This window comes from Flagellimonas marina, from assembly GCF_042651185.1.
In the GTDB taxonomy this organism is placed as follows: Bacteria; Bacteroidota; Bacteroidia; order Flavobacteriales; family Flavobacteriaceae; genus Flagellimonas; species Flagellimonas marina.
Genome location: NZ_JBHSCL010000004.1, coordinates 431073 through 449561, shown reverse-complemented (window position 1 = coordinate 449561; position 18489 = coordinate 431073). Strand labels below are relative to the sequence as shown.

The following is an 18489-nucleotide window of genomic DNA, read 5'->3' as shown; positions in this document are numbered from 1 at the left end:
CTATTTAACAGGACCAGCTGGTGTCGCTTCCTTGGGGTTAACAAAAGCCTTAATACGAAGCATTTCTGTTCCTTTTTCCGTATTTGCGGTAACGGTGATGGTTTTGGTCACCTGATTTTGTCCAGATCCGTTGAACTTTACCAACAACTCACCAGATTCTCCGGGAGCAATTGGGGTGTTCTTTGGGTATTGAGGAACTGTACATCCGCAGCTACTTTTGGCATCGGTAATGATCAAAGGAGCATCTCCCGTATTGGTGAATTTAAAAGAAGTCTCTTGGGGGGTTCCTTGAGCAATAGTTCCAAAATCGTGCTCTGCCTTTTCAAAGGTCATCACCGGAAGTTGCTTTTGTGCTTCATCTCTGCTGGTAGCACTTTCAACATTGTCAGCAACTATTTTTTTTGAGGCTTTGTCCTTGCAGGAAACACTCACTAATCCCACTGCTAGGAATAAAGTTAAAATTGTTGTTATTCTTTTCATGATAAAAATTTGTTTTCCCAAAATTAAACAAATATTGTTTATTGCAGCCCCCTACCTATTTTTTGTAGTCTTCCGGTGGATTTATATTCCTTGGCCAACTTGTCCAAGACCCCATTGATAAAGATGCTGCTCTTAGGTGTGGAGTATTCTTTGGCAATCTCCAAATATTCATTTAAGGTTACTTTTTCTGGAATGGATGGAAAGTTGAGCAACTCGCAAATGGCCATTTTAAGAATGATGGAGTCGATCTCGGCGATACGATCATTGTCCCAATTTGGGGTCTTGCCCTCAATTTCCTTTTCCCATTTGGCATCGTTGAGCAAGGTTTTGGTGAGCAGGTCATTGGCATACTCCATATCTTGCTCATCCTTCAGCAAAGCTGGAAGAAAAAATTTATCATTGGAATTTTCATTCGCCTTTCGCAAACGTTTCATTAAATAGGTGTTTACGATGGGAATGTCATCTACCCAGGTGAGTTTGTCATCCTCAAAATATTCGTAGATCTTATCATTGGGGGCTATGATATTCTTGAAAAGTTGTAAGATCACTTCACGATCATCCTCATAATCATCCCTGCCATTGGTCATGTAGTCTTTGTAAATAGTACTGCTGACCACTTCCTTGTAGATAATTTTCACGTATTCTTCGTTCAGGTACCAATTGTTGAGCTTTCTTTTGGACAAAGCTGCCTTTAGCGATTCATTGTTGACAATTTGCAACAACAACCTGTTTTTTACGAATTTTTCTCGGTCGGGATAGTGGTCCTCCTCGGTAGCAAGATATTTTTTTGAGGTGCGGTTCACATGCCTGTTGGCCAATTGATGGAGTTCTGCCAAAAGGCTCAAAACAAGTAAATAGAGCACATACATGTTCTCTATACTCACTTTTAGGAACTTTTCCTGTTTTTCCAAGGAGTCGTCCTTGGATTGGATCAATGCGTAAATGCATTGCATCACTTTTACTCTGATATGCCTGCGGGTAAGCATGTTTTAAAGAACTTTAAAGTCGTTTATTGGCTTTCACCCCGCAAAAGTAATCTTATATTTCAATCTTACCTACCAAAGTTGTTTTCTTATCAGTTTTATAACATTTACTTTGTTTTCGATAGTATATATTTGCTGGATTGTCTGCTTAAAAATGACGTTCACAAACCACCTTTCCCTTTCATGAAGGAACTAAAACACCTAAATAAATACTTCAAAAAATACTGGTTTAAGCTGTTGATGGGAATTTTGATTACCATCATTGCCCGGGTTTTTTCACTTGTAATGCCGTCTTATGTAAAGAAATCCATCGATGTGCTGGAGGGCATTTATGCCAAGACCATATCTTTCACAGAGGCCAAGACCAACCTTTTTGAGTACATCCTGATTATTATCGGTGCAGCCCTGTTATCCGGGCTTTTTACTTTTTTAATGCGGCAGACCATCATCAACGTTTCCCGCTACATTGAGTATGACCTAAAAAATGAGGTGTTTGACCATTACCAACTGCTCAGCCTCAATTTTTACAAAAAAAATAGGATTGGTGACCTCATGAACCGAATCAGTGAGGATATCAACCAAGTACGGATGTATGGAGGACCTGCCATTATGTACGGGATTCAAACCTTGACTTTATTTGCCTGTCTAATTCCGTTGATGTTCATTAAAGCACCAACCTTAGCAGCTTATACATTGCTTCCTTTGCCGGTTTTATCTGTTTTGATTTATCAGATTAGCAAAATCATTCATAAAAGAAGTACCAAGGTACAGGAGTTCTTATCCACACTTTCCACCTTTACGCAAGAATCGTTCTCTGGGGTGGCCGTGATCAAGGCGTACAGTCTGGAACCCAAAATCAATTCGGAATTAAGGGATTTGGCGCAAGAGGGAAAAGACACCAGTATGGCGTTGGCCAAAGTGAACGCGTGGTTTTTCCCGCTGATGATTCTTTTGATAGGAATCAGTAACATTTTTGTGATCTACATTGGAGGTAGACAATACATCAATGGTCAGATTGAATCCATTGGTATTATCGCGGAGTTCATTCTTTATGTAAACATGCTTACCTGGCCCGTGGCCATTGTGGGATGGCTTACTTCCATCATTCAACGGGCGGAAGCTTCCCAAAAACGTATCAATGAGTTTTTAAAAGAAGTGCCTTCCATAAAAAACCATGTAAACCAAGAAACTCCGATTAATGGAAATATCGAATTCAAAAACGTTACGTTCACCTATGAGGATACCGAAATTACGGCGCTCCACAATGTGTCGTTTTCCATAAAAGCGGGCGAAACTGTGGCCTTTTTGGGAAAAACAGGTTCGGGTAAGTCCACGATTCTGGATTTGGTAGCCCGTCTCTATGATGTCACTTCTGGTGAAATATTGATTGATGGCACCCCGCTACAAAACTTGAACCTCAATAACCTACGGAGTTCCATTGGGGCCGTACCCCAAGACGCCTTCCTTTTTTCGGACACTATTGAGAACAATATTCGGTTTGGAAATGAAAATGCCACCCATGATGAAATCGTTGAAGTCGCAAAAAAAGCAGTTGTTCACAAAAACATTCAAGGATTTGCCAAAAAATACAACACCATTCTTGGTGAGCGTGGCATTACATTGAGTGGTGGACAAAAACAGCGGGTATCCATTGCGCGGGCATTGCTTAAAGACCCAAAGATTTATTTGTTTGATGACTGCCTCTCTGCTGTTGATACGGAAACCGAGGAAGAAATCCTGAACAATCTAAAACGCGAATCTCAAGATAAAACCACCTTGATTGTCAGCCACCGGGTATCTTCGGCCAAAAACGCTGATAAAATCATTGTATTGGAAAATGGCAGTATCATCCAAGAGGGTACCCATGAGCAATTGAACAACGTTGAAGGGTACTATAAAGAACTCTACATCAACCAACTCTCAGGTAAAGAATGATAAAAAAGTTGCTGGATTAGCTTTTTTTTTACATTTTTGGGAGAAGATACAACCAAAGTTTAAAACACACGAGACCAAATGGGCGAGAAAGATATAATGGATCAGGAAGAGATTTATTCGAAAGTCTTACGAGCAGGAAGAAGAACTTACTTTTTTGACGTAAGAAGCACCAAGGCCGGTGACTACTACCTAACCATCACAGAAAGCAAAAAGTTTACGCATGATGATGGCTCTTTCCACTACAAAAAGCACAAAATATATCTTTACAAAGAGGATTTTGAAGCTTTCAGGGAAATTATGGAGGAAATGATGGACTACATTATTGATGAAAAAGGACATGAAGTAATCTCTGAACGCCACCAAAAAGATTTTAAGAAAGAAGAAAACGACAAGTTCAGTGAAAATGGAAGTGCTCCAGATAGTTTCACTGATGTAGATTTTGATGACATTTAAACATCACTCTTAAAAATAATGAAAAACGACCTGTTCAATGCAGGTCGTTTTTTATTTTTAACACTACTAACTCAATGTTCACCTCATGAAAAAAAGCATCCTCCTTTTCTTAATGGTATTGGGCGGCTTCAACCTTACTGCCCAAGAAGTAACCTTAAACTATTATTTACCTGATGGCATTTCGTACGACCCAAACATTCCCAAACCTGCGGACATTATAGGACATGAGGTTGGGGAGTGGCATGTGACCCATGATAAATTGGTGCACTATATGTACCAACTTGCGGAATCCAGTGAAAGAATCACTATTGAGAACCGGGGAAGCACTTACGAGGGCAGGCCAGTACTCCTACTCACGGTAACCTCCCCCAAAAATCATCAAAATATAGAAACCATAAGGCAACAGCACATTGCTCTTTCCGAAGGAAACTCGGATACAAACACCGCTGATATGCCCATTGTGGTCTACCAAGGGTTTTCCATCCATGGAAATGAACCCAGCGGTGCCAATGCTGGATTGGCATATGCTTATTACTTAGCGGCGGCACAGGGTCCTGAAATTGATGCCATGCTCGATAATATGGTCATACTCATGGACCCCAGTTTCAATCCAGATGGTTTGCAGCGATTTGCCTATTGGGCCAATGTCCATAAAAGTCAAAATCTAAATCCAGACAATAACGAGCGTGAATACCATGAAGTGTGGCCAGGTGGACGAACCAATCACTACTGGTTCGACCTTAACCGTGATTGGTTACCGGCACAATTGCCTGCAAGTCGGGCGCGTGTGGAATCCTTTCACAAGTGGCTCCCCAATATTGTAACAGACCACCATGAGATGGGTACCAATTCCACTTTCTTTTTTCAACCTGGTGAGCCAACACGGGTACACCCTTTGACCCCCAAAATAACCCAAGAGCTTACTGCAGAAATTGGAACATATCATGCCAAAGCTTTGGATAAAATCGGTTCGCTGTATTTTTCCGAGGAGAACTATGACGATTACTATTATGGCAAGGGCTCTACCTTTCCCGATGTGAACGGAAGTATTGGTATTTTGTTTGAACAGGGCAGTTCTCGGGGCCATATCCAAGAAAGTGAAAATGGACTGTTGACCTTTCCCTTTACCATTCGAAACCAGTTTACCACAGCTTTATCAACCATTGAAGCAGGCCATAACATGCGGGTAAAACTGTTGGACTTCCAGAAAAAATTCTATGCAGATATGCGCAGCGAAAATTCGAGAAGTAAAACAAAAGCCCTGGTTTTTGGTGATAGCAAGGATGCCGCTAAAACATGGCATTTAGCGGAAATTTTAAACAGGCATAAAATCAAGTTCCATGAATTGGCCTCAGATGCCACAATTGGAGGAAAAGCTTACAAAAAAGGCTACAGCTACGTGGTGCCCATGGACCAAAAGAACCCTAGGCTCATCAAAGCAATGTTTGAGAAGCGAACCACCTTTACCGATAGCTTGTTTTACGATATCTCTGCTTGGACTTTTCCATTGGCGTTCAACGTGGATTATGCCGAACTTTCATCATTGTCCAATGCAGGGCCAGAGGTCGTGAATTTTCAGCGTCCGACTGGTAGGGTCAATCAAAAGAGCAATTATGCCTATGTATTTGAATGGCATGAATATTATACCCCTAAAGTTTTGAACGCTATCTTGGAGAAAGGCCTTCGAGCCAAAACAGCAAGAACACCATTTACGTTGGAAGGCACCCGTTACGACTATGGTTCCATAATGGTTCCGGTTCAAAATCAAGCGTTGGATGCCAATGAGCTCCACACTTTTTTAAGCGGGCTTGCCCAAGAAAGTGGTGTGACCATCCATGGGGTATCTACCGGCGTTGCCGAAGGCATAGATTTAGGGAGTGGGGACTTTGAACCCATCAAAAAGCAAAAAGTGGCCTTATTGGTTGGTGAGGGCACCCGCTCGTATGATGCTGGCGAAATTTGGCATTTGTTTGATACCCGCTATGACATTAAAATCACCAAAATCGGTACAGAATATTTCAACAACGTTGACTTGGATTCTTATACAGATTTGATATTGCCCGGTACAGGCTGGGGCGGTGGCACCATGCTCGACAAAAAAGGCGCCGAAAAAATAAAGGAATGGGTTAAAAATGGAGGGACGGTCATCGGTTACCGAACCACGGCCAATTGGTTCAACAGCAACGAATTCATGAGCCTGAATATGCGAAAAGATACTTTGGTAGCGAAAAATATTGCCTTTGACCAAAAAGAGGACTTTACAGGGGCACAGGTTACAGGTGGTGCTATTTTTGAAGCCAATTTGGACCGCTCCCACCCCATTAATTACGGTTATAAAAATGATAAACTGGCCCTTTTCCGAAATACCAATATTTACTTGGAGCCGGAAAAAAACAGTTACGACAATCCCATTCAGTATACCAATGATCCCTTGTTGAGCGGTTATATTTCTGAAGAAAATGCAGAGCTCATCAAAAATAGTGTACCTTTTAAGGTACAGCGTTTGGGCAAGGGAAGGGTAATTCTATTTACCGACAACACCAATTTCCGTGCATTTTGGTACGGTACCAACAAATTATTGATGAACGCTATTTTCTTTGGACAGATGATGTAAGGGATCAAACCCTGCTTCAACTAACTTTGTAAAGAATGCTATAATCATAAAAACAAAAACAATGGCCAGAACACCAAGCAACATGTTGCCCCTCGGCACCAAGGCGCCAGATTTTGAACTATTGGACACGGTTTCCGACCAAAAGCTTTCCTTAAATCAACTAAAGGGTGAAAAAGGGACCGTAGTTATGTTTATATGTAACCATTGCCCATTTGTAATCCATGTGAATCCAGAGATTTCTAAGCTGGGTAGGGAATATCAACCCAAAGGCATCAACTTTGTGGCCATTTCCAGCAACGATGTGGAAAATTACCCGCAGGACGCTCCGCACTTGATGAAGGAAAAAGCCCAAGAAATGGACTATACCTTCCCTTATTTGTACGATGAAACCCAAGAAGTGGCCAAAGCCTATGATGCGGCTTGCACCCCCGATTTCTATCTCTTTGATGGCAATTTAAAATTGGTGTATCGCGGTCAGTTGGATAATTCAAGACCGGGAAATGGGGTGCCGCTTACCGGGTCTGACCTCAGAAATGCCATGGATGCTCTCTTGGAGGGAAGTGCCATCAGTGCCGACCAAAAACCAAGCATTGGTTGTAACATCAAATGGATTGAGACCTAACTTACTGGGCTATGAAAATAAGTCCAAAAACAGCATTGGAGAAGCTTTCGGAGCAAGACTCCCCATTTTTGGCCCTCTTTGAACACGGTTCGCTATCCGTTGAAATTTACAAACCTGAAAAAGTGGACTTGCAACAACCTCATTCCCGAGATGAGATTTATGTAGTGGTTTCGGGTAGTGGTGAGTTTTTGAATGGGGACAAACGAACCTCTTTCTCTCCAGGTGATTTCCTATTTGTTCCGGCTGGAGTAGAGCATAGGTTTGAAAACTTTACAGATGATTTTGCCACTTGGGTATTTTTTTATGGCCCTGAAGGAGGAGAAAAGGACTCATGAACCAAGAAATACTATTGGAAGAAGTAACTGCATGGACTGTAGAAACGTATATTTCTGTTGGCAAAAAATCGTATCGGGAGCACTATCTCCATCTCTGGGAAAATGAAGATCCCACCCCGTATATTTCCAAAAGCTTTACACCGCAGGTCGTGAAACTTGAGTTGGCCGATCCCAATGTAATCAACTATTTGGTTAAGATGGGAGATGCTGTAGTGGGCATTGTTAAACTTATCAGGGATCAATCCTTGGATGAACTATCGCCAAAAGATTCCTTATTGGCACAAAAAATCTACCTTCTAAAAGCATATGCCGGGATGGGCATTGGAAAAAAAGTGTTACAGCTCATTGAAGACTATGCTCGAAAATTGAACAAAAAAGTAGTTTGGCTGGATACCATGCAAAAAAGAGGCCCGATTCAATTCTATCAAAAAAACGGATATGTAATCAAACGGGAGAGTGAACTCCGCCTTCCTGGTGCCAAACCATCTGAAAAAGCCATGTGGATATTGACCAAGCAACTCTAGGTTACCACCCTTCGCGTTGAATTAAATTCTTGATGTGTGCAAAATGATGGCTTCCATGCCATGCGTAGCGTCCCACATTTACGGCCAAGGTGGTTTCTGTGTTACCCTCTGGATGGGTGAATTTACGCTGCAATTCTTCCCTAGACAATCCACGAAGTAGATACACTAATTTGGCATGAACCACTTTTAAATGATCCAAAGAAATTTGAATGGGAGCTGTTTTGGCATCAAAAAGATCTGACCATGCCTTTTCATTGTAGGGTTTAATCACCGGATTACTTTCGGTCAAAGCCCATTTAAACCGAATATAACTATGGTGGTGACTATCCGAAATATGGTGCACCAATTGTCTAACCGTCCAACCCCCAGGGCGGTAAGGCGTTTCCAATTGTACCGCTGATAATGGGCTAACCATGGTTTCTAGTCGCTGGGGCAATGTCTCTAAAATGGTAATCCATTCCTCCAACTGCCCATCGGTAATTCTTTCTGGTACTTCAAATAGCCCAATGGGATATTTTAGTTGTTCCAAAGTTTCTTTTTCCATGCATTAAAGGTAGTGAACTTCAGCCTAAAATTAATTCCACCCAGGCCCATATTCCCTAAACCAATATGTAATTTTAATACAGTTTTAACTGTGTTAAAATCACTACATTGATTTATCTACTAACTTTGTAGGGTAATCATTCAACAATCTAAAAAAACAACATATATGGCAACATTAAGACTAGGGGATACCGCTCCAGATTTTACAGCGGAAACCTCAGAAGGAAAATTAAATTTTTATGACTATTTAGGGGATGGTTGGGGTATTCTCTTCTCCCATCCAGCGGATTTTACACCGGTTTGTACCACCGAATTGGGAACAGCGGCCAAATTCAAGGATGAATTTGCGAAGCGCAATGTAAAAATGATGGCCTTGAGTGTGGATGGCGCTGCATCGCACAAGGAATGGATTAAAGACATCAACGAGACCCAAGGAACCAATGTCAATTTTCCCATTATTGCGGATGAGGACAGAAAGGTCTCCGATCTTTATGATATGATCCACCCCAATGCGGATGACACCTTAACAGTACGTTCTGTATTCATTGTGGGTGCAGACAAAAAGATAAAATTGATATTGACCTACCCGGCTTCAACAGGACGTAATTTTTATGAATTGCTACGTGTTGTGGATTCCCTTCAATTGACAGCCAATCATAAGGTGGCCACCCCTGCCAACTGGAAAAATGGCGAAAAAGTTGTGGTTAGTCCGGCCATCCCAACAGACGAGGCAAAGAAAATCTTTACCAAAGGGGTTGAGGAGGTTAAGCCGTATTTGCGATTGACTCCAGACCCCACAGCATAATTTATTTTTCAAGAAAAAGTGTAAAAACCCTAATTCCCAATAAATTAAACGTACATTTGCGCTTTATTTAATTTTTTAATTTTTATTATGAGTAAAGGAACAGTAAAATTCTTCAACGATTCTAAAGGCTATGGCTTTATCACAGAAGAAGGTTCGCAAACAGATCACTTTGTACACGTTTCAGGTTTAATCGATGAAATTAGGGAAGGTGATGCCGTAGAATTTGAACTACAGCAAGGTAAAAAAGGATTGAACGCCGTAAATGTACAAGTTATAGATTAAGGTAACCGTATACTTTTTTATAGATCAGGCCCGGGCAAATCGCCCGGGTTTTTTGTTTGCATTTTTTTTACTTCTCAACGCAACCTCTTTTCATTTTCATATCTAGTCTATAAACAACTTGTTCCCCACAACCATTAAATGCAACCTAATGAACACATTCTTTGGAGTACTCCTGCTTCTTTTGATCATTAATGTACTATTGCTAATTTTAAGTGTGAACGGTTCCAAAGGCAGCTTTTTTGAAAAAGATTAGAACCTTTTCACAATAATAAGGGCAATATGGTAGGGTTTTTCTACGTTGAAGTGTTATCAACAAAAAGACCTATACCCAATGAATACGTTTTTCAGCATATTATTCTTTTTGCTTGCCCTTAACCTTTGTCTTCTTTTGGTAAGTGTGAATAGAACAAAATAAAAAAGCCTCCATTTCTGGAAGCTTTCTTTTTTCCTCCTATTTATTTAATGCTATTTTACATTCATCAGTTCCACATCAAAAATCAATGTGGCATTGGGAGGAATAACCCCTCCGGCACCAGCACTTCCGTAAGCCAAGTGCGATGGAATTACCAATCGGGCCTTATCACCAACCTGCAACATTCCTATTCCCTCGTCCCAACCAGGAATTACTTGCCCTACACCAATGGTAAAATCTATGGGTTGGTTCCGTTTATAAGATGAATCAAAAACCTGACCGTTAGCTAAGCAGCCTTCGTAATGCACCGAAACTGTTTTCCCTTTTTGGGCCTTGGCTCCACTTCCTTTTTGGATGATTTTATATCGTAATCCACTGTTGGTTTTTTCAAAACCTGCTGCCAGCTCTTCCATTTCTGCCTCTGCTTGGGCTTTAGCCTCAGCGATTCGTCTTTCACGGGCACCTTCAAATGTTCTGAAAGCCTCAATAGCGTTCCAATTTTCAGCATCTTTTCCCACACGAACAATTTCCAAACTTTCAATAGCATCACCTTGGGCTATGGCATCCACTACTTCCTGACCGTGCTCTACATGACCAAAAACGGTGTGCTTATTATCCAACCAAGGTGTAGCCACATGGGTAATAAAAAATTGGCTGCCGTTGGTACCTGGCCCTGCATTTGCCATGGAAAGTACTCCGGGGCCTTCATGGGTAAGGTCCGGATGAAACTCGTCATCGAACTTATAGCCGGGATCTCCGGTTCCGGTTCCCTGGGGACAACCACCCTGAATCATAAAATCTGGGATTACACGGTGGAACTTGAGTCCGTTGTAGTAAGGCTTGCCTTGAGGTTTGGCAGAGTTTTCCATATCCCCTTCGGCGAGGGCCACAAAGTTGCCCACGGTACCTGGGGTTTTATTGTGTGTAAGTTTTACTAGAATTTCTCCTTTTGAGGTATTGAATTTTGCGTAGATTCCGTCTTGCATCTTTTTTGTATTATGGGATAGACGATAGCTCGACATCCATTTTTAAGGCTGCAAAGATACGGCATTATGAGCAAGGGTAAAAAAAATGAGAAAACACCAAATTAATCGGCGAGGTGTATTCATATATTATTCAGGTTAGAACTGGCCAAAATCCGGATTCCAAAAGATTGAAATGTGTATCAGTAAAGAAGAATTGTTCACTATTCTTTAATGCAAAGGGTCTTTAACAAAACTTGAACACTTCTTTCACCGCTTTTTGTCGATCTTAGGCGCTTGTTACCTATTGACAGTTGAACCGAGCATGGGCAAAAGAAAGAAGCAGGCCAAAGTATTACGTATTTTTAGAAAGATTCACCGAACCACAGGAGCATTGTTGTTTATTTTTTTCTTTTTTATATCCATAACCGGATTGTTATTGGGGTGGAAAAAAAATACCAACGGGGCCATCTTGCCCGAATCCCAGAAAGGTACTTCTACAGAATTGGTGGAGTGGCTTTCCGTAGACAGTCTACATACCATTGCTTGTACCACTTTACACAACTCCGTTTCTCAAAATCTATCCCTGGAATTGGACCGAATTGATATCAGAAAGGACAAGGGTATGGTAAAATTTGTATTTGTGGACCAATATTACGAGGTGCAACTGGACGGAGCCACAGGAGATGTCCTTTCGGTAGGACAGAGAAAATCTGATTTTCTTGAAAATGTTCATGATGGTTCCATTCTTGACCGGTATTTGGGAACATCAGGAATCATAAAGCTGATATACACCTCAATAATGGGAATCTCCTTGTTAATGTTCACCATTACCGGGTTTTGGCTGTGGTACGGCCCAAAACGCATGAGGCAATCCGGCAGGAGTAGCCAAAATCCATCCCAAAAGAACACTATGGGTACAGTTTCTTAAATTTAACTACACTATGGTGAAATAGCATGTTTATGGAAACTCTTAAAGTAAGCACCAAACCTGAAGTAATAACTATTTTCAACAATTACCCGGATCATGTTCGGAAAAAATTGGACTTTTTAAGAAATCTAATTATTGAAACCGCCGAAGAAATCAAAGAAATCTCCCAATTGGGTGAAACCTTAAAGTGGGGAGAGCCGAGCTATATAACTCCTATTGGAAGTACCATTAGAATTGATTGGAAATCTAAAAACCCAAACCAATACGCCATGTATTTTCAATGTACCAGCAAATTGGTGCCCACGTTTAAAATGATCTATAACAACCTGTTCACTTTTGAAGGAAGCCGGGCTATTTTATTTGAAATGGATGGCACCGTTCCCGTCGATGAACTGAAAAGCTGTATCGGTGCAGCGCTTCGATACCATAAAGTAAAACATCTACCCACCTTGGGTATGTAGCTTTTCCAATTATCCTTTAATTTTTTGCGTAGACAGCGTTCCGTATTTATCAACAAGGTAGACCAAACTGGCCATGGTAGCCGCTCCCAATTCGAGTTCCCGTTTGTTTACATGCTCAAAAGTGTCATTTTCCGCATGGTGATGGTCAAAATACCGTTGCGAATCTGGCACCAACCCAGCAAGAACGATACTTTCGTTCTTCATGGGTCCAATATCGGCCCCACCATACCCCTTCTCAAAAAGGTGAATCAAGTAGGGTTCAAACAAGCCTTTCCAGCTTTGTATTTGTTCTAAATTCTCATCGGAACAATCAAAAGAAAAACCTCTGGGCGTAAATCCACCTGAATCGCTTTCCAGAGCAAATACATGGTTTTCACCTTTGTTTTGGGCCACCTCGGCATATTTGTTTCCTCCCCTAAGACCGTTTTCCTCATTCATAAACAATACCACACGTAGTGTACGCTTGGGTTTATAGCCTGTTTCCTTTAACAATCGTAATACATCCATACTTTGAACACAACCTGCGCCATCATCATGGGAACCATCGCCCAAATCCCAAGAATCCAAATGGCCGCCAACTACCATTATTTCGTTGGGATAGGTACTCCCTTTAATCTCACCAATAACATTATAGGACTCCACATCCTCTAATTGTTTGCAGTTTTGACGGAAATAAAATTTGATATCCGGATTTAACTTTAAGGTAGTGCTCAACAGTTCTGCTCCGTTGGTACTGATTGCCGCAGCAGGGATTCTATCCTTTACCGGGGTATCGCCATAGCCCATGGAACCTGTATGCGGATAATCATCCAAACGTAAGTTCATCGACCGCACTATTACGCCCAAAGCACCATACTTTGCAGCTTCAGCAGCACCCGAATAGCGTTGGTCCACACAATTGGAATATGCGGCAAAGGTGTTTACCAAAGTTGCTTCCATGGGCCGATTATAAAAAACAATCTTACCCGCTATTTTATTACGACCCAGTTTTTCCAAGTCTTCAATACCTTGTACTTCAACAATATTTGCTTTTAAACCGCCACTTGGCGTACCTACAGACCCGCCCAAAGCACAGATGGGCAAATTGGTGGTTAGTCCGGGTTTGGTTTCCATATAGGCAAATTCAGGGGTACCTCTCACCCATTTAGGGACCATAACGGGTTGCAGCCACACACGGTCCAATCCCAAAGACTCCAATTGTTCTTTAGTGTATTCCACAGCCTCTTGGGCCTGAACTGAACCTGAAAGCCTTCCCCCTATCTGATTGGAGAGATAGTTTAGCCATTCATAGGCCTTACTATCGATTAGGGCCATATCATAAATGGCCTTTATTTGCTTTTCATCATCGGATTGCGCTAAAAAGGGGGTAGTCGCCAACAAAAGGGCCAACAACAAAACTCTTCTCATTAGTTCTCTTTTTCCAGTTCTTGTTTAAAGGTTTCTAAATTAGCCTTTATTTCATCGTCAAGCTCAGGTTCCTCAATATCTTTGTACTTTTTTAACGCTTCATACAGGATAGAAGCCACTATTACACGTGCCGCATCTTTATTATCGGCCGGAATGACATACCAAGGAGCGTGCTCTTTTGATGTTTTCTTCAGAGCCTCTTCGTAACATTTCTCATAGGCTTCCCATAATTTTCTTTCTTTAAGGTCGCCAGGGGAGAATTTCCAGTTTTTTCGTTTCAGGTCTATTCTTCTCAGCAAACGCTGACGTTGTTCCTCTTTGGACAGATGAAGGAAAAATTTAAAGATAATGGTCCCGTTTTCAGCTACATGTTGTTCAAATGCATTGATCTGCTGATATCGTTTTTCCCAAAAAGATGCATCAATATCTGAAACCGACTCGATTCCCGGAATGTTTTCATTCAATATGTATTCTGGGTGCACTTTGGTGACCAAAACATTTTCATAATGTGTTCGATTAAAGACGGAAAACTTGCCACGTTCGGGTAAGGCAATGTAATGCCTCCACAAATAATCGTGTTTTAGTTCCAGGGAAGTGGGCACCTTAAAACTATGGACAACCACTCCCCGAACATTAAAATCCTTAAAGACCTCGCGAATTAGACTGTCCTTTCCCGCAGTATCCATGCCCTGAAGACAAAGCAGAACCCCATACTTTCCATGGGCATAGAGCGTATCTTGGAAATCCCCCAATTTTTTGCGGATATTCTTTAATTCTTTCTTGAGCTCCTTTTTTGAAGCCCCAAAATCTTCATAGGTGTTTCTTTTCGCTAGTTCAATCCCGTTCTCAACCTGATATGAACCAAGGTGTATTTTTTCCATAGGAATGAATATAATCCTTTTTGGCAACTCCTTCAACCCTAAATCTGAAAGTGCAGTTCATCGATATTTTTACCACTTATGGTTATTGTAGGTATTTTCATCGAATTTATTAATCCTTTGACGACTCCTCAATATAACTTAGTGATAATCAATGACGCACTGTCCCAAATCCATTAGCGTTATGAAAACTAGAAAAGTTATCCTACTTGCTGTCTTTGTTATAGGCATCATTTTCTTATGGTTCATGTCATCCTTCACCGCTCGCAATGCCTGTGAGTATGCCAATTCCAACCTACAGTATATTAAGAGTAAGATTCAAGAAGCCATAGTGGCCAAAGAATTGGAAATGGCAAAATACTATGCCTATAAGGCCTTGAACGGCATAGAAAAAACCCGAGCCAATTTTGAGGATTGTGGTTGTGAAGGCGCCATTGAAAGTTTGGAGGGCACTTCTTATGAATTAAAACAAGCAACGAAAGCCGAGAGCTTGGAAACGTCCAAAAAATCCTTGAATTTGGCGTTGGAAAACACCTTGATCGGAATAAAAGTACTGCGTATTTTTGAACAGGAAGTTTCCAGTAATTATGGAAATGACATTCTTGTCCTAAATACCCAAGATGCCCTCAATAACCAAGACAATATCTTCTTGACCCCGTCACACAGTGTACGTGAACAGGTACACAGTTGTCTTTTGGGGTTTGAATCTTCATTGGATAAAGTTGTCAAAGAAGTTGAATGTGATGAAGCCCAACGATTTGTAAAGAATATCTACGAAGAAGCCCGATTGGTACTGCTCAACACAGAACTTTCCGAGCACAAAAAGCAATACCACCAACGTGTTTTGGTCTTGGCCCAAGATGCCTTGGAGCGATTGGGAGATTGTTCTTCAAAGTAATTACTTACTGGCAAAAAGCTTTACATCTTCCTCTGAAACTTCCTTACCTCCAAGGATGATCAATCGTTCCACCACGTTGCGAAGTTCCCGAACATTTCCGGTCCAGTCATATCCTTTGAGCAATTCTATAGCCTTTTTGGAAAAGTTTTTTTGTGCAATTCCTTGTTCGGAAGAAACTTTGGCCGAAAAGTGTTCAATGAGCAATGGAATGTCATCCCGTCTTTCGTTTAACGCAGGTACTTTGATCAAGATAACGGCCAAGCGGTGATACAGGTCTTCCCTAAATTTGCCATCCTCAATTTCCTTTTTTAAATCTTTGTTGGTTGCAGCCAGTACTCGCACGTCAACTTTGATGTCCTTATCTGAACCAACGCGCGAAATTTTGTTTTCCTGAAGTGCCCTAAGCACCTTAGCTTGGGCCGATAGGCTCATATCCCCTATCTCATCCAAAAAAATGGTGCCCTTATTGGCGGTCTCAAATTTTCCCGCCCTATCCTTTACCGCTGAGGTAAAAGCACCTTTTACATGTCCAAATAACTCACTTTCAATTAATTCCGAAGGGATTGCAGCGCAGTTCACTTCAATAAAAGGAGCTGAGGAACGGTTGCTTTTTTGATGTAGCCAGTGGGCCACCAGCTCTTTCCCCGTACCATTGGAGCCAGTAATCAAAACCCGGGCATCCGTTGGGGCTACTTTTTCAATCATGTCTTTGATGACTCCAATCCCGTCACTTTCACCTATCATCTCATAGTTTTTGGACACCTTCTTTTTCAAGATTTTGTTTTCTACTACGAGTTCCTTTCGATCCAATGCATTACGAACCGTGGTCAACAATCGGTTTAAGTCTGGGGGTTTGGATATATAATCAAAAGCCCCCAACCGCATGGTATTTACGGCGGTATCCAAATCACCATGACCCGAAATCATGATAAAGGGAATTTCAGGCTTTATTTTTTTGGCAGCTTCCAAAACTTCCACGCCGTCCATTTTGGGCATTTTTATGTCGCAGAGCACCAAATCAAAGTCATCTTTTTTGATGGTTTCGATACCACTGAGTCCATCTTCTGCCTCCTGCACCTCATAGGTATCACTTTCTTCCACCAAAATTTTCACTAAAACCCGTCGTATAGCAGATTCGTCCTCAATAACCAATATTTTCGGCATACTCTTTACGTTTAAAAAATTCCTATTTTGAACCCAGTCCTAATATAAAGATTTGACTCGTCATTCAACAAAAAAACATCCCCTTGATCATCATTTCGTAGCTTTCCTTCCTGTTCAAGTGAGCGTCCGGCCATAAGAAACAGTGACATGTTCTTAGAAAGGTTATACTGATAGCCGACCGTGGCCACCAAAGCAGTGAATGATATTTTGGATGCAATCTGACTATCGGGCAAAACTATATTGTCCTGGATATTTATAAAATACCCATCCAAGAATAATGCCATTTCCAAAGCGTGCCTTTTATTGATATGGTGCTTAAAGGTACTACGCGGAATTCCAAGGGTATAGGACCATTTGGGATGGAACTTGCGGTAATAGCTGATCAATGGCAACGGGACTGGCAATCCTGTTGTACTGTTGTACGTTAAACCCAAAACAATTCTAAAAGGTCTATCTGCATTGGGTTGCTCCTTCCACAATGCCGCCGTGGCATTCATAAAAAAGTCATCGGTTATGGTTCCGCTGGTAAAGTTAGATGCCATTCGAGGGGTAAGTATAGTAACAAAGTTCCAATTTTCATTCCATCTGGTAATAAAACCCAAGTTCATATCTACCACATGAAAACGAATCAGTTCACTTTTATCAAACGAAAAGTCCCGGGAATATCCTACATCAAACCTATTGTATTCCATACCAGTGATGAGGTAATCCTTCTTCTCATTTAATTTGATGGGCAAGTTAAAAAGTAGCTTGTAGCGTTGTGTTTTTATTCCCGAATCATTTTCAGGGATATTCATGTAATCTATCCTGAAAATATCAGTGCTCTGCCCACTTACAAAATGGCTATAGAGTATTGCAAGGAAGACCAACAGTCCCCTGGTTGCAGTATGATATATTGAGGTTTTTATTTCTTATGATTTTTGCTGAAAAATATGTACGTCGCGTTGCGGGAACGGAATAGTAACGTTATTCTCTTTGAATTTGGTATTGATTTTATAGCGCATTTCACTTTTTATCTTTGGATCGCTAAAACTATCGTTCGTAAAAAAGTGAATGGAAAATACTAAGGCTGAATCCCCAAAGTCATCAAAAAGTACGAACGGTTTGGGGTTTTTAAGCACTTGCTTTTGTTCCGTGGCAACTTGCTGTAAAATTTGGGTCACCAGTTCCACATCACTGCCATAGGCCACCCCAACACTTACCTTTTCACGGGTTGTTTTATGGTTTTGGGTATAATTGTAGACAATGTCGCTTATAAATTTATGGTTCGGGAGAATCAATACTTTGTCATCTCGGGTAATGGCACGGGTGGTTCTAAGCTTTATCTCGAAAACCTTTCCAACTTTGCCATCTACCTCCACAATATCTCCCACTTGCAGGGACTTGTCGACAATAATAAAAATACCTCCCAAAATATCCTTGAAAAGCTCCTGCAAGGCCAGACCCAAACCCACAAAAAGGGCAGCAGAGGCGGTAATGATCAAAGTAATGTCAATACCCGCTGCACTAAGTGTCACCAAAACGGCCACCAAATAGACCACGTAATGGATAAACTTAAAAATGCTGACAAACTTCTGTTTGTCTTCCCGTTCCATTTTTCGGGTGAGTAAATACCTTAGCCATTTTAAAATGAAATTGGCTGCAAAAAGAGCCAAGGTCAGTAACAGCAACAATCCAACGGTCAAATGGATAGATTTTTCACCTGAACCAAGATGAAACCCCAAATCCAAGAATTCCTTAATGGTTCCCCAGATATCTTTTTCAATGATTTCCTTTATTTCTTTTCCATCTTGCTGCATA

20 protein-coding genes are annotated in these 18489 nt (G+C 41.2%); 11 read left to right on the top strand and 9 right to left on the bottom strand.

The annotated features are described in order from the left end of the window. A complete protein-coding gene (locus tag ACFOWS_RS05525) occupies window positions 1-480 on the bottom strand; it encodes a DUF1573 domain-containing protein (protein ID WP_366587690.1) in 480 nt (159 codons plus the stop codon). Between the two features lie 38 nt (window positions 481-518). Then, window positions 519-1466, bottom strand: coding sequence for a transcription antitermination factor NusB (gene nusB, locus ACFOWS_RS05520; RefSeq protein WP_379762955.1), 948 nt, complete (start codon window positions 1464-1466; stop codon window positions 519-521). Window positions 1467-1646: 180 nt separating this feature from the next. Here nusB and ACFOWS_RS05515 point away from each other — a divergent pair, with 180 nt between their 5' ends. The 6 genes from ACFOWS_RS05515 to ACFOWS_RS05490 all read left to right on the top strand — a co-directional run bounded on the left by ACFOWS_RS05515 (window position 1647) and on the right by ACFOWS_RS05490 (window position 7946). Beyond that, window positions 1647-3398, top strand: a complete 1752-nt coding sequence (locus tag ACFOWS_RS05515; protein ID WP_379762954.1) for an ABC transporter ATP-binding protein — start codon at window positions 1647-1649, stop codon at window positions 3396-3398. Window positions 3399-3476: 78 nt separating this feature from the next. Then, window positions 3477-3851: a PUR family DNA/RNA-binding protein gene (locus ACFOWS_RS05510; RefSeq protein ID WP_379762953.1), complete on the top strand. Its 375-nt coding sequence runs from the start codon at window positions 3477-3479 to the stop codon at window positions 3849-3851. Between the two features lie 85 nt (window positions 3852-3936). Continuing rightward, window positions 3937-6465, top strand: coding sequence for a M14 family metallopeptidase (locus tag ACFOWS_RS05505; RefSeq protein WP_379762952.1), 2529 nt, complete (start codon window positions 3937-3939; stop codon window positions 6463-6465). 61 nt (window positions 6466-6526) lie between these two features. Beyond that, complete coding sequence (locus ACFOWS_RS05500; RefSeq protein ID WP_379762951.1) at window positions 6527-7087, top strand: thioredoxin family protein; 561 nt, start codon at window positions 6527-6529, stop codon at window positions 7085-7087. An 11-nt stretch (window positions 7088-7098) separates the two neighbouring features. Further along, entirely contained in the window at window positions 7099-7422 is a 324-nt protein-coding gene (locus tag ACFOWS_RS05495; protein WP_379762950.1) for a cupin domain-containing protein, read from the top strand. Continuing rightward, complete coding sequence (locus ACFOWS_RS05490) at window positions 7419-7946, top strand: GNAT family N-acetyltransferase (protein ID WP_379762949.1); 528 nt, start codon at window positions 7419-7421, stop codon at window positions 7944-7946. The genes ACFOWS_RS05495 and ACFOWS_RS05490 overlap by 4 nt, the downstream gene beginning before the upstream one ends. Before the next feature lies 1 nt (window position 7947). Here the strand turns inward: ACFOWS_RS05490 and ACFOWS_RS05485 are convergent, their stop codons facing one another. Next, entirely contained in the window at window positions 7948-8490 is a 543-nt protein-coding gene (locus ACFOWS_RS05485) for a YfiT family bacillithiol transferase (RefSeq protein ID WP_379762948.1), read from the bottom strand. Between the two features lie 165 nt (window positions 8491-8655). Between ACFOWS_RS05485 and ACFOWS_RS05480 the strand changes: the two genes are divergently transcribed. Both ACFOWS_RS05480 and ACFOWS_RS05475 read left to right on the top strand, forming a co-directional pair. After that, window positions 8656-9294, top strand: a complete 639-nt coding sequence (locus tag ACFOWS_RS05480) for a peroxiredoxin (protein WP_366587672.1) — start codon at window positions 8656-8658, stop codon at window positions 9292-9294. Between the two features lie 87 nt (window positions 9295-9381). Beyond that, window positions 9382-9576 (top strand): cold-shock protein, encoded by a 195-nt coding sequence (locus ACFOWS_RS05475; RefSeq protein WP_036379291.1) that lies wholly within the window; start codon window positions 9382-9384, stop codon window positions 9574-9576. 465 nt (window positions 9577-10041) lie between these two features. On the opposite strand, the gene ACFOWS_RS05470 is transcribed toward ACFOWS_RS05475, so the two are convergent. Then, on the bottom strand, window positions 10042-10974 hold the full coding sequence (locus ACFOWS_RS05470; protein ID WP_379762947.1) for a peptidylprolyl isomerase: 933 nt from the start codon (window positions 10972-10974) through the stop codon (window positions 10042-10044). A gap of 301 nt (window positions 10975-11275) precedes the next feature. Here ACFOWS_RS05470 and ACFOWS_RS05465 point away from each other — a divergent pair, with 301 nt between their 5' ends. Together ACFOWS_RS05465 and ACFOWS_RS05460 are read left to right on the top strand one after the other, a co-directional pair. Beyond that, the gene (locus ACFOWS_RS05465; protein ID WP_379762945.1) at window positions 11276-11881 is read left to right on the top strand and encodes a PepSY domain-containing protein; all 606 of its coding nucleotides are present in this window, start codon (window positions 11276-11278) and stop codon (window positions 11879-11881) included. 32 nt (window positions 11882-11913) lie between these two features. Next, the gene (locus ACFOWS_RS05460; RefSeq protein WP_379762944.1) at window positions 11914-12342 is read left to right on the top strand and encodes a DUF1801 domain-containing protein; all 429 of its coding nucleotides are present in this window, start codon (window positions 11914-11916) and stop codon (window positions 12340-12342) included. 9 nt (window positions 12343-12351) lie between these two features. Here the strand turns inward: ACFOWS_RS05460 and ACFOWS_RS05455 are convergent, their stop codons facing one another. Both ACFOWS_RS05455 and ACFOWS_RS05450 read right to left on the bottom strand, forming a co-directional pair. Continuing rightward, window positions 12352-13749 (bottom strand): M28 family peptidase, encoded by a 1398-nt coding sequence (locus tag ACFOWS_RS05455; RefSeq protein WP_379762943.1) that lies wholly within the window; start codon window positions 13747-13749, stop codon window positions 12352-12354. Further along, entirely contained in the window at window positions 13749-14630 is an 882-nt protein-coding gene (locus ACFOWS_RS05450; protein ID WP_379762942.1) for a PPK2 family polyphosphate kinase, read from the bottom strand. The genes ACFOWS_RS05455 and ACFOWS_RS05450 overlap by 1 nt, the downstream gene beginning before the upstream one ends. A gap of 181 nt (window positions 14631-14811) precedes the next feature. Here ACFOWS_RS05450 and ACFOWS_RS05445 point away from each other — a divergent pair, with 181 nt between their 5' ends. Continuing rightward, window positions 14812-15525 (top strand): hypothetical protein, encoded by a 714-nt coding sequence (locus tag ACFOWS_RS05445; RefSeq protein ID WP_379762941.1) that lies wholly within the window; start codon window positions 14812-14814, stop codon window positions 15523-15525. Here the strand turns inward: ACFOWS_RS05445 and ACFOWS_RS05440 are convergent, their stop codons facing one another. The 3 genes from ACFOWS_RS05440 to ACFOWS_RS05430 all read right to left on the bottom strand — a co-directional run bounded on the left by ACFOWS_RS05440 (window position 15526) and on the right by ACFOWS_RS05430 (window position 18488). Further along, a complete protein-coding gene (locus tag ACFOWS_RS05440; RefSeq protein ID WP_379762940.1) occupies window positions 15526-16689 on the bottom strand; it encodes a sigma-54-dependent transcriptional regulator in 1164 nt (387 codons plus the stop codon). A gap of 11 nt (window positions 16690-16700) precedes the next feature. Further along, window positions 16701-17486: a DUF6268 family outer membrane beta-barrel protein gene (locus tag ACFOWS_RS05435; RefSeq protein WP_379762939.1), complete on the bottom strand. Its 786-nt coding sequence runs from the start codon at window positions 17484-17486 to the stop codon at window positions 16701-16703. A gap of 114 nt (window positions 17487-17600) precedes the next feature. Continuing rightward, window positions 17601-18488 carry a mechanosensitive ion channel family protein gene (locus ACFOWS_RS05430; RefSeq protein WP_379762938.1) on the bottom strand — a complete coding sequence of 296 codons (888 nt, stop codon included), beginning with the start codon at window positions 18486-18488 and terminating at the stop codon, window positions 17601-17603. Between the last annotated feature and the right edge of the window lies 1 nt (window position 18489).